The 11,977-nt window shown below is 51.3% G+C and carries 13 protein-coding genes; 6 read left to right on the plus strand and 7 right to left on the minus strand.

The features are described 5' to 3' along the window. Window positions 1-113: 113 nt before the first annotated feature. The 6 genes from K3T83_RS01870 to K3T83_RS01890 form a co-directional block, all read right to left on the minus strand. Window positions 114-1,334 (minus strand): DUF4268 domain-containing protein, encoded by a 1,221-nt coding sequence (locus tag K3T83_RS01870; protein WP_220201287.1) that lies wholly within the window; start codon window positions 1,332-1,334, stop codon window positions 114-116. 427 nt (window positions 1,335-1,761) lie between these two features. Then, window positions 1,762-1,884 carry a hypothetical protein gene (locus K3T83_RS57105; protein ID WP_268963425.1) on the minus strand — a complete coding sequence of 41 codons (123 nt, stop codon included), beginning with the start codon at window positions 1,882-1,884 and terminating at the stop codon, window positions 1,762-1,764. A 168-nt stretch (window positions 1,885-2,052) separates the two neighbouring features. After that, complete coding sequence (locus K3T83_RS01875) at window positions 2,053-2,931, minus strand: SDR family NAD(P)-dependent oxidoreductase (protein ID WP_220201288.1); 879 nt, start codon at window positions 2,929-2,931, stop codon at window positions 2,053-2,055. Window positions 2,932-2,994: 63 nt separating this feature from the next. Continuing rightward, on the minus strand, window positions 2,995-3,636 hold the full coding sequence (locus K3T83_RS01880) for a TetR/AcrR family transcriptional regulator (RefSeq protein ID WP_220201289.1): 642 nt from the start codon (window positions 3,634-3,636) through the stop codon (window positions 2,995-2,997). Window positions 3,637-4,111: 475 nt separating this feature from the next. Further along, on the minus strand, window positions 4,112-4,546 hold the full coding sequence (locus K3T83_RS01885; RefSeq protein WP_236064785.1) for a DUF4240 domain-containing protein: 435 nt from the start codon (window positions 4,544-4,546) through the stop codon (window positions 4,112-4,114). Between the two features lie 92 nt (window positions 4,547-4,638). Further along, window positions 4,639-5,172, minus strand: a complete 534-nt coding sequence (locus K3T83_RS01890) for a hypothetical protein (protein ID WP_220201290.1) — start codon at window positions 5,170-5,172, stop codon at window positions 4,639-4,641. A gap of 401 nt (window positions 5,173-5,573) precedes the next feature. Between K3T83_RS01890 and K3T83_RS01895 the strand changes: the two genes are divergently transcribed. From K3T83_RS01895 to K3T83_RS01920, 6 genes are all read left to right on the plus strand, one after another. After that, window positions 5,574-5,717: a hypothetical protein gene (locus K3T83_RS01895; RefSeq protein WP_220201291.1), complete on the plus strand. Its 144-nt coding sequence runs from the start codon at window positions 5,574-5,576 to the stop codon at window positions 5,715-5,717. Between the two features lie 401 nt (window positions 5,718-6,118). Further along, entirely contained in the window at window positions 6,119-6,676 is a 558-nt protein-coding gene (locus tag K3T83_RS01900; RefSeq protein WP_220201292.1) for a helix-turn-helix domain-containing protein, read from the plus strand. A gap of 33 nt (window positions 6,677-6,709) precedes the next feature. Continuing rightward, on the plus strand, window positions 6,710-7,867 hold the full coding sequence (locus tag K3T83_RS01905) for a pyridoxal phosphate-dependent aminotransferase (RefSeq protein ID WP_220201293.1): 1,158 nt from the start codon (window positions 6,710-6,712) through the stop codon (window positions 7,865-7,867). 558 nt (window positions 7,868-8,425) lie between these two features. After that, window positions 8,426-8,836 carry a transposase gene (locus K3T83_RS56095; RefSeq protein ID WP_236064786.1) on the plus strand — a complete coding sequence of 137 codons (411 nt, stop codon included), beginning with the start codon at window positions 8,426-8,428 and terminating at the stop codon, window positions 8,834-8,836. An 802-nt stretch (window positions 8,837-9,638) separates the two neighbouring features. Then, entirely contained in the window at window positions 9,639-9,800 is a 162-nt protein-coding gene (locus tag K3T83_RS01915) for a hypothetical protein (protein ID WP_220201294.1), read from the plus strand. A 417-nt stretch (window positions 9,801-10,217) separates the two neighbouring features. After that, window positions 10,218-11,207, plus strand: a complete 990-nt coding sequence (locus K3T83_RS01920) for a PLL family lectin (protein ID WP_220201295.1) — start codon at window positions 10,218-10,220, stop codon at window positions 11,205-11,207. Between the two features lie 183 nt (window positions 11,208-11,390). Here the strand turns inward: K3T83_RS01920 and K3T83_RS01925 are convergent, their stop codons facing one another. Further along, window positions 11,391-11,666: a hypothetical protein gene (locus K3T83_RS01925; protein ID WP_220201296.1), complete on the minus strand. Its 276-nt coding sequence runs from the start codon at window positions 11,664-11,666 to the stop codon at window positions 11,391-11,393. Window positions 11,667-11,977 lie beyond the last annotated feature (311 nt).

Below are 11,977 nucleotides of genomic sequence, written 5' to 3' on the forward strand. Positions count from 1 at the left end.
ATTATTTATGATAAGGCAGGGAAATTACGATGAATGCTGTTAACTTAAAATGAAAGACAAGAAGAGCTTTTATGAAATCAATATGGCTCTTCTTGTATACATGCCGAAATCTGCTATAAGCCTTTTATTCGGGGTTGAAAAACATCGACAAATTTGAGCATCGTCTCTACTGCCCATTCTTTGACACCCTCTAACTCGTCTGGTGGATCTGTCACCTTTGCTGGATGGGTAATCGAGACCCGGCAAGCTTTCCTCGTATCTAAACGATCCCAATTGAGAGCCATATTCAACTCATTCTCAATAGCAAACTTCTGCTCGGCTAGTTTGTCAAACAATTTTTTGCTTTCTTTCGCGTCAATATACAACTCAACTCTCAGATCATGAGATCTCAGTAACACCCAACCAAAATGGAAGCCAGATCGACCGCCGCTAAACGACCAATGATACTCAGGTGGTATTTTTTCAACATTTGTAATTCCTGGACGTGCTTTTTTCAGCCGCTCCAACAAGTCAGCAAAAAACAACTGCCAGAGTACTGTATTTGTGCGGCGAAATGTGACATGCCGAGAACTGATATCCACATCTCGAACTTGCCAGCCAACTTCAAGCCATGCTAATGATTGAGGATCATTGAGATAATCATTTGACCACCAGCTCTCATGGGCATATGCTGTAGAGGGAAGGGAGCTTTGTAACAGCCCCTCCATATCTTGAAAACTGACTTGTATGTCACTCTTCTTGCTATCTTCAACCTGTTTGAGGAAAGCATGAAGACCCTGTCCATTGGATGGATGAGCTTGAGGTACATCGTGAATCACTTTTGGTCGTATGGAAATCCAATAACGAACTTGTTCCAAATCATGGCGCTGTATAGGATTAAGACGCATCTTAAAATGGGCCAATTGATTGCGGATCACTCTGATTTGGTCCATCATGTTCATAAAGAGATCCTTTGGAGCGAGATATGGTTCAAATAAAGGCCAGTTTTTTTCGTTGGTGACAAGTCTGATAGAATCCCCGAAGCTTAACCTATCAAATTTGCTCTTTGGTCCAAACTCATGAGAAAGCGCAATATTTCTCTGCTCCCCTTCTGGTAGCACGGCTTCAATGTAATTGCGTAAGGTGATCTCGATATCCTCTACCTGAACAAGCCCTCCTGTCACGTCCCGAAAAAAATGAGCCATATCGTAATCTGTCAGAATACCAATCGGTTTTTTGTCGTCAACAACCACAACAGCATATGCTTTTTCAAGTAACTCAAGCGCTTTAAAAATATCTTCGCTGTGTGGAAGTGTTGCCACTGTCGCTTGACAGTGATCAACGGTCAGATTCAAGAGAGGGACGCTATCATGAATAAGAGGACGTTTAAATCTGCGTCAACTGACTCGTCCCGAAATCGCTCGTTACGTAGTGGAGACGGCGAAGGAGCTAGCCGACCTGCTTGGCATCTCTTCCACGCTAGAGATAGGCGAGAGCGAAGGCTGAGCCGAGAGCGAGGAGGACGTGTCAGGCGCTCCCTCGCTTGACCTGCATGGTTTGAAACTGCGGCAACGACTGTGCGCTTCCTGATGGGTTCATCGTTCAGTTGCGAAAATCGCCTCTGTCACTCCTCGAAGGTCTGCCGCTCCTATGGAGTGTCAGTCTCTGGTAACAATCGCTTCGTCGCGAAACGTCCATTGCTCTTCCATAGGAACCGTGCAGGGCCAACAAGATATACTCGTTTTCCCTCTTCTAAGCACGGGGAGCAAGCAAACAGGAAGTTTATGCCGTCGTTCTGGTTGCTCGCTCTGCACCAAGCATGACCAAGCCCGTCAAGAGCGCTTCTCTACTGCTCGTCTGGTCGAGAAACGGCTGAGTGCCAAAACCGTTGGTTTCCTGTGACAAACAGCAGAGGGTTGCTGGAATGATGCTATGCGCAGCAATCCTCTGCACTCAGATGACGACTGACTCATCAAAGGTGAACACCATCGGGGTGTGGTGTGGGTCAGGAGTCCCTGAGTGTTGTCAGCGGAAGCCACGAAGGTCACCAAGTGGTGGCTGTATAGTTGCGCATCAGACCGACAGCAGGGTGTTTCTCACGCCTGCGTACCTGCTGAGCAGGCGGCGTAAAGACGCCACATGCGTCTCGTCATACGTCAACTTCTGACGCTTCTCAAGGTCCTGCGGCTTTGAAAAGAAGGAGCCGGAGATATCCTTGAGCGCTGGATCGCTGGCAAGCGCCACGATATTCGTCGCGGACTGCGTAGGCGTAATCCCAAAGAAGTGAAACATCACGCCGCCGATCGCCCTGGCAAAACCGGGCTGCGCACGAGTAATGCCGGTATCGCGGACCAGACCCGCGACAGCGCCATTGATGGCTGGTCCGCTCGGATGGTCGGCTGCGTACATCTGTTCATAGAGCACGCACGCTGACTGATTCTGCACGATCGCGCGCAGAGTGCTGAAGTTCTTTTCGAGCGAGGGGTCGTCCTCGAACAACTGCGGCTTCTTCGGTGCATTCGCGCTGACGAAGACCACACGGCCATCCTCGGACTTTGAGAGTTCCGGCGTCAATGCCTCGGTGAGGAGATAGCGGCCCAGGAACTGCGTCGCCCAGCCTTCTTCCAGGCCATCGGCGCTCACCTTCCTTTTGGTGCCGACTGTGCCCATCGAGTGAACCAGCGCATCCAGCCGCCCGCCCAACTGCGGCCTGAGGGTGCGGACAAACTGCTCGATGCCGCTGAACAGCATCACATCCAGTTGCAGAAATGCGATCCCCCCCGGGCAGTAGGGCCGAAGCCGCGTCACGGCGTCCGCGCCCTTTTCGGCGTTCCGGCCCGCGATCCAAACCTTGTAGCCCTTCTTGCCGAGAGCTGAAGCTGTGGCCAAACCGACGCCGCTGTTGCCACCTGTCACCACGGCAGTCCGCAACATGCCCTTCTCCTCACTCATGCTGAGATCCTCCTTAAAAATGAACAAACAGACCGAACGAATGATCGGTCTGAGATAAAAAAATTAGCGTGCAATCGCATCCCAACATGCTTTCGCTGTCTCCGTCAGTGTGGCATCAGAGAGATGCACCTGACCTGCATGGACGTGCTTCGCCAGTCTAAGCGCTGCGCCATACGTCAATTCGCTGATGATTATCAGAGGTAGATCCTTGATCAACCCCTGGACACGCAAGTCCACGATCAAACGATAGAGTATTTGCACCTCTCCAGGAAGATCGTTCTGTGTACAGAAACGCTCGATCAGATCATCGAGCGGTGTTCCCTCTTCTGGAAGGCGTGCATCCTGTGATTTCACCCTGGGCACGCTTTCATACTGCTCCAAAAACGCCATTTCCTGTCGGTGGGCAAGCCCATAGCGAAAAATGGACAACCAGAGCGTTTGAAAGCGCTTTGCCAGCGGTTGAGAAAGATCGTCAGCAGCCACAATAGCGTGGGTCATCTCCTCTTTGATGCGCCAATAGAGGGTCTGGAGCAGGTCCTCTTTACTTTCAAAGTGATGGTAAATGCCTCCCGCACTGGCTTTGGCGCGCTTGGAAATCAGCGACATCGGTGTATGTTGCAGCCCATGCTCTGCGATCAGTTCCAACGCTGCCTCTAAGATGGCCTCGCGCTTCTCTCCCGAATGTCTGGGGTCTTCCTCAAACACACGATGCTCCTTTCCCACACACGCGTCAAGCAGTGACGCGGGGAAGAACCAGGATGAGTATCTCTCACCGCTGGGATATCGAATGATTATTCTGTTTATACTATATTCCCCTGCCATGTGCAAGAGGGGAGTGGGAGCGCCAGGGCTTTCCAGTTCTCCGCTCAAAGGGGTGCAGGGTCTCCCTGCCGGGGTCTGGGGTGTCCCCAGTTTCCTTCCCTCCTTCGCGCGCCGCCTGCGACGGCGCGCAAAAGAGAAGAAAAAAGGTTTTTGCGGGGACACCCCGCACCCCGGCAGAGGGCGGCAGCCCTCTGCACTCCCGCTAGATGGGAGAATTGGAAAGCCCTGTGGGAGCGCAGGTGAGCTTGTTTCCACGGGTATTCACAGCAACAGATCTGGGTTAAAAAGAACTGAGCAGTCTCATCAAACGACCGTTTTTTGACACTCCATAATTCAGCTTTTTTCCAAGAACTGCCCCTCAGAGCGTTGAGAAGCAAGCCCACAATTTGGGACAGGCTTGCGCGACAGCAACATCATCGGTGATCAGATGTATCTCTTCCCTTGTCAAACTCGGATACTTCAGACGATGAGGAGAGGGCATCTCTTCACCAGTCTTTTCGTGATAGACGTGCTGCGCGAGAAACAGGATCTCTTCGCATTCAAAATCGCCCTCAGGAAGATCTCTCTGATGAGAGAGGATTACATCAGCCAGGGTGTCGGGATCATTCACCGCCTGTGAGAAAACGGTGGCACCCTGAGCAATGAGCCAGCCGCGAAAATACTCAAAGCCGTCGTCAGAACATCCCCCATTCATCAAGTACGCGGCTGCCCACAGCAGGGGACGGTAGGATTCGGAACACAATTCGTCAACGATGTGAGCAAAGCTTTGAAGTTCTTCTAAAGATAGGTGCAAGAGCTGTTCTCTGAGAAGCGCGATCTGTTTCTCCTGACCACTATGCCTCTCCTCTTATGTTTTCTCAATCAAATACCAAAATGCTGAGCGGTTCATCTATTTCTCTCCATCTTCTGAAAACGTTTCTTTTTTACTTTGAATTGCTCTTCTTTCTCCAGTGACATTTTCTGGAAGCAGAGGAGCAAGCGAGGAGCACCAGTTGCGCGGGAGGGCCTGAGTTTTGCCGATGTGAGTGGAGCCATCTGGCGAGATGCATTGCTGCCCTTTCCGCGTGTCCACTCCCAAGCGTGTTGAATAACTCGTTTCCCACGATACGGCTCTCCAGTGACGTACCCCTGGTGGGTGGACTCGTATGTTCGCAGGTGTCCGGCTCCGAGCAGTTTGAGCAGTTCAAGACGCGCAGGTCTCTTCCAAGCAGAAGAGCGCCTGCTTTGTCGTGCAGCTTCCTCAAGCGGGTTGATCCTGCTGGTGGCTGCCCACAGCAGGAAACGATCAACAAAGATGATGCAACTTACTGGTCGTTGTGGCAAGACATGTGGGACCTTTGAAATCAGAGTGGGCAAGCCCAGTTCCTGACCACGAAGAAGATGCTGAGCTGCCATACCTGCTCCCTTGTGTTCTGTCACCGTCACGCATTTCCTCTTTTGTCTCTTTCCGAATCAACATGTAGTAGTCCTCCGCATCTTATCCACACTATATCCACATCTGGCTCTGCGATTGTTTCTTGCCCCGCAGAGCGGGAGGTGGCACTATTGGCACACTCCAGGGTGTTCTCGTAGGGCGAGAGGCAGTTAGCAAGCTCCTCTCGCTGTTCACGTCCTCCTGCCATGCAGGAGGGAAGAATACCTCTTCCCTCCTGCATCCTCTCACACATTTGGAGAAGGGTGTGTCTTGGCCCATGTTCATCAGCAGCCTGCCTTTGACGCAAGAAGCGCAAGGCAGGGTGGTTCGCGGTGGACGCCGCCACAGGCTGACACTCCAAAAAAACAGCAGGAAGAGCAGAGAATATATAGAGAAAATTATAAATATGTTGGGATGGCGTTTTGAGGAGGAACATGCCTATCATCTGACTCGTCCCGAAGTTGCTCATTACCTGATTGAGACGACGAAGGAGCTGGCCGAGCTACTGGGGATCTCCCTCGTTGAAAGGAGAGGCGAGAGCAAAGACTGAGCCAAGAGCGAGGTGAGCGTCATATGCTCCCTCGCTGGTATTGTCAACTTCATTTTTACTCTTGATGAGCTTTCCCCAGCGCGGCCTTTTTCATTGGATCAAAAGGTTCTTTCTGAGAAAGAAAAGAGGGATGGTATTCCACTTTCACGCATTGCTTTTCCCGTTTCCTCTCCCATTTTGATGAAGTTGACAATACCCTCCCAAGCGACCCTTCCCAAAGTTGAGGTATTTTTGGTTTCCCTCTGGGAGTATACCTTCTTACAAACAGATCTGCACCCTCCTCTTGGCGGTGGACTTCCCGTTGCTTATCTGCAACGGAGGCTGGAGATCCTTTACTTCTCCTATTTCGTCTTGCATAGTTATATATTTGTCTATTATACTAGACGAAAGGGAGGTATTCCATGAATGCGATTCACATTCGAGTGGGACACAACTTGCACCGAGTAAGAAAACAAAAAGGGCTCAGCTTAGAAAAGGTCGCAGATGTCACCGGGGTGAGCAAAGGTATGTTGCATCAAATCGAACGGGGCGAAGCGCAGCCGACAGTAACCACTCTCTGGAAAATCGCTACAGGGCTGAACATTTCGTTTTCCTCTCTTCTTAAAGAGGATGAGGCTGTTGTATCTGTCGTCAAGCCACCAGAAACACCAGATGTAACAGAGGACAATGGAAAGTGCAAAGTATTTCTATTGTTTCCTTTCGATCCACAGACACGTTTCGAAATCTTCACCATTGTCTTGAGCCCAACAGGAAGTTACGTATCTTCTCCACATAATAGTGGAGTTCAAGAATTTATCACGGTGACTTCAGGTGAATTTCATATGCAGATTGGAGACGAAATGTACACACTACCGGCTGGACACGCTATACGATTTGCTGGGAATGTTGTCCACAAGTATATCAATCAGTCAGATAACGATGTCATCCTACAGGTGGTTATGCATTATTCAGAGCCTTAATCCTCAAGAATTGCAATCAGGAGGAACAAGACCATGTCCGTTACACGCCTTACTTCTATCACCTCGATCGGCGTCGAGCAGATGGGGGATCTCGCTGACAGTCTTCAAGACCCTGACGTACTACGTCTTGAAAATCTCGATACTGATCTGCGCCCGCCACAAAGCGCGCTTGATTTCACGAAATTAGCAGTGGATGACGATAACGCTAATAGTTATCTCCCCTTCTTTGGCCTCGATACTCTCCGCCAGGCTGCTACTGCCCTCGTAGAACGGCAGTCAGGTCAGCGGTATGACTGGAAGAATGAATGCATTATTACGGCAGGTGGTCTGTCTGGTATTCTGAATGTTCTCCTCGCAGTCCTGGAACCTGGAGATGAGGTCTTAATGACTGATCCGATTTATGTAGGACTGATTAACCGTGTTCGCCTTGCAGGAGGAGTGCCACGTTTTGTGCCATTGATCCCATCGCATGATGGTTGGCGGTTAGATATGGAAGCGCTCTCAAAAATAGACTCCGGGCCTGTAAAGGCTGCATTGCTCATGAGTCCCTCGATGCCCACAGGTATAGTATTCAATCAAGAGGAATGGGAAGCATTAATTGCCTTTTGTCAGCGCGCCAATTGTTGGTTAATTGATGATTCGGCTATGGAGCGTATCCTCTATGATGGTCGTCGTGTCATTCATCCTGGATCTTTTCCTGGCACGCGAGAAAAGGTGATCACTGTCGGTGCTGCTTCTAAGGAATATCGTATGATTGGATGGCGAGTAGGCTGGGTCGTTGGTCCCGCGCCTATAGTTGCCGATGTTGCCCGCGTCAGTATTTCAAATGTCGTCTGTCAGACAGGAATTGCAATGGGTGCCGTTGCAAAAGCCATAAATGATCCTCAAGATGGGATCCAAAACTGTGTTATGGAGTGGCAACAACGTCGTGATGTGTTGCTGGAAGAGTTGCATAAATTGCCAGTCATCCCTCCCCACGGCGGCTGGTCGCTGCTGTTGGACGTTTCCAAATTGGGATTTGATAGCGCAACGGCATCAAAACATCTACTAGAAAAAGGCAAAATTGCAGCGACTCCGATGAGAAATTGGGGCAGTAGAAACAGTGATAAGTATGTGCGATTTGTATTCGCTAACGAGCCTGTTTCTCGACTGAGAGGAATTGCAAGGCGTATAGAAAAAGCACTCTCCTAACCCTGCTTCTTCTCTAAATATGGTCTGAATATGCTAGAAACAGTTTCATGAAGTGGTTGCCGAGGGCGGATGAGCCGATGCGGGAAGTGGTGGGTATTGTCAACTTCATCAAAATGGGAGAGGAAATGGGAAAAGCAATGCGTGAAAGTGGAATACCATCCCTCTTTTCTTTCTCAGAAAGAACCTTTTGATCCAATGAAAAAGGCCGCGCTGGGGAAAGCTCATCAAGAGTAAAAATGAAGTTGACAATACCACCGCAGCATTTCGGAAACAGGGACCGGAGAGCCGGATGACATGGAAACGGTCCAGTCCGGTTCGGGAAAGGGGTAGCGGAAAAGGCCCGTGAGGGACCTCGCCGGTATCCGATTTCATTTGGAGAGGGGCCGGTCAGAAAAAGGAGCAGCAATGTCACCTTCGCTGGCTGGCTACCCTACCCCGATTCGTTGTACCAGGAAAAAAACGCCCGCGACCGATTGCTGATCTGGGCCTCGCAAGAGAAACAAGCTGCCACCTGGGCCATCGGGTTGTCTTCACGAGGTATGGTGGTCTCGCTTTGCTTTGCCTCGCACTCGTGGCTGGCAGGCCAGCGATGATCCTGTTCGTCTGGTGGAACAGACCTGGCAAAAGGCCGATCCTGATGCCAAAGCCCTGGCGTGTTATGGCGTCCTGTGGCAACGAGGTTCCCTCAAGGCTCCCATCGGCGACCAAATGTCCTTGCGCTTCGTCGACGGGCGTCCGGTCAGTGACATCACGACGCAGTTTCTGGACTGGTGCTGCACTGAACTGGAGCATCAGGGCAAAACGGCGTGGCTGCTCATCTGGGACAACGCTTCCTGGCATGACAGGAAGGTGGTGCGCACCTGGATCAGAGCACAGAACCAGCACGTCAAGAGCGAGGGCAAGGGTGTACGTCTCCTGCCACTGTTCCTGCCCAAACAGAGTCGCCTTTCTCAATTCTACCCGGCCTAAGTGGGTTCATAGCAAGCGTGCTGTCGTTGAACCCAATGGGCTGCTCACAGCCAAGCAGTGAGCCGAGCGAATGTGCGCCTCATATTGCTGTTCGTATGAAGCTCATTTCTCCATCCCGGAAAAGGAAATGATCCGAGATGGAGCCTGCTGAAGCGATGAGACCACGTCTTTTTGTCCGCGAACCGACCGAAACCACCCCGACTGTCGAGGGGATACGACGGGGTAAGACCCCCTAAAACTCAATGGTATGTCCTTTTTCTGCGGCTTTCTGCAGTCGCTTCAGGTCGTCGGGATCAGGGCGCAGAGTCGTATTCCCACATCCTAAACACGTGCAGGCATAGAGCTGGACATCAGGCGTAAAGAACCCAAGGGAAGAGAGAGATCTCTGGCTGAAGACTTGATACACTCGTCGCTCTACATTGAAACAAGACTCGCCGCTTTCCGCACTCTGGGCATGGTGGTAGCTCCATGGATGATCCTCCTGAACTTTCGTCGTGTTCATTGATGACTTCCACTCAGTCTAACGCGTATCAAGCCATTGGATCAAAAGCGCCTCATCTGTTTCGGAGGAGTGAAAAGCGCAACAAGAACTTCCACGCTTGCTCCACACCTCTTTCGTTCATTCGCAGACAAGATTCGGTGAAGTAGCCTCCATCCCGGATCATCTCTTGAGAATGCACTAGCTCGCAGAGAGACGGCCCTGCTCCGTTTGGCGTGCCACCTCTGAGAGGTGTCGCTCTTGAGAGCATCCGGTAAAACTGTCAAACTAAAAAAACAGCATGAAGAGTAGAGAGAGCGCGAGATGATCATTATAAAGGAAGAGGGATGCTCAGGATGGCTCCTCATCGCTGATCACGTGCTCTCGACCCGTCAGCAGCCCTCTTGCGCGACTTCCCACCTGCTGCAAACACGTAGCGAGAAGGTGGCTGTCTTGATGATGAGAACGGTTGAGATGGCGTTTTGATAAGGAGCATGCAGATTGATCCATAAACAAGAGATAATCACTCTTTCACACCTTTCACAAGCTCATTGCGAATTGACCCACTGGGTGACGTTGGACTCGCCTAACAAGGACATGATAAACCCATCAGTGTACGTTCCCTTCTAACCCCTTCCCCGCCATTCTACTAGATCGTGTAACTGGCTTCTAGCTCGGATCAGGTAGTTTGACAGATGTGTTCTGGCTGATCATCGGCTATACTAAGATCAGCTGATGCAAGAAATGCAAAAGCAACAGTGCCTGATTTGTAGACAAACAGTATTACTTATAACATACGATGATGTTCATATGCAGGTGAATTTTTCATGATTTCAATCATCTCACAGGAAAGTCACCTTCTTTAATGAAAAAGCATTCTACATCAGCAGAAAGGATCTTTCTATGCACGATACACGAATACGCCTGGACCTTATGGGAAAGGCTACCTCTCGTCGTCGCTTTGTGAAGGCGGCGGTCCTGATGCCAGTTGTTGGAGGGTTAACGGTCCCCTCCTTGTTGGCTGAGCCGATCATCGCTCATGCCCAAACCCGAAAAAACGGCGTGGCACGCCTGGATGTCTTTGCGCGTGGGTCAGATGCGTCGCTACAGCACAAGTGGTTCGACAATGGGTGGTCGAACTGGGAAACCTTGGACGCCTCCCTCTTGTCTGGAACGGACCCTGCTGCGACCTCCTGGGCTGTGGGGCGGCTCGACGTCTTTGCGTTTAACTCAAGTAGGGCGTTGCAGCACAGGTGGTTCGATAATGGAACCTGGTCAGGCTGGGAAAGCTTGGGCGGCACCCTCGCGACCACATTTGGGAACGGACCCGCTGCGGCCTCCTGGGCCGCAGGCCGACTTGACGTCTTTGCGCTGGGTACCAATGGGACGCTACAACACAAATGGTTCGATAATGGAGTGTGGTCGAACTGGGAAAGTTTAGAGGGTTCCCTCTCATTCGCACCCGCTGCTGTCTCTTGGGGTCCAGGACGGCTTGACGTCTTTGCGCGAGGCACAGATGGGACGCTACAACACAAATGGTTCGACAATGGAGCTTGGTCAGGCTGGGAAAGCTTGGGAGGCACTCTCCCGGTTAATTCCGGCCCCGATGTGGCTTCCTGGGCTGCAGGACGGCTTGACGTCTTTGCGTCGGGTCCAAATGGGACAGTGCAGCACAAGTGGTTCGACAATGGGTGGTCGAGCTGGGAAAATTTGGGAGGCACCCTCTCGTCAGGACCCGCTGCGACCTCCTGGGGTGTGGGGCGGATCGACATCTTTGGGCTTGGCTCTGGGGATAGAACGCTGCAACACAAGTGGTTCGATAATGGAGCCTGGTCAGGCTGGGAAAGCTTAGGCGGTGACCTGCGAACCGGACCTGCGGCAGTGAGTTGGTAGCCAGGAGGTTCCGAAGAAAGGTGTTTATGCGAATGAACGTGTACCGTACATTTGAGGCGTGTCTGCGCGGCTTTTTTTGTTCATTCGCATAAACATGCGCTGAAAGAGACCATCTACTTACTCCGAGAGCCATTCAAAAACAACGGAGAAGCTTCTCACATCACGTATAGAGGAAACCCCATCCTATGCTGCCGGTTGCATGAGCTGCTTAAAAGGCGAAATCCGTATCTGAGCTGGTGGTTCACTCCAGAGCCAACCCATGAGCTGCGTGCTATGAATGGCCGGAGCAATGGCAATACGACTAAGATGGGTTTTACGAGACGAAAGTAGCGTGAAGGCCGTAATTCCGTCGAACCGTGTTCCCTGTGAATACATCCCTTCGATCCCTGCTCGATGGCGATAGGTCTCTTCGAAAGCCTTAGTGCTTTCCCATTTGCGTGCGGCAAGAAAAGCTGGCATTGGTCTTGGTCTATGTTCATACAGTAACCTGCCTCCTACGTCAAAGGCAGGCTTGTGGTGGAAGCCAATACAGGCCGTCACCCCAGAAAAACAGCACGAAGAGCAGAGAAAGCGCGAAACGATCAGCACGAAGCAAGAGGGATGCTGAGCTGAGTCTGTGTTCTCAACCCATCACCAGCCCTCGTGCGCGACTGCCCACCTGCTGTAAGTGCGTGGCGAGAAGTGGTCTGTCTGGATGATGAGAAAGATGGGGATGGCGTTTTGATGAGGAACATGTGTATCATCTGACTCAGCCGGAAGTCGCTAGATAC

The organism is Reticulibacter mediterranei (assembly GCF_016587455.1).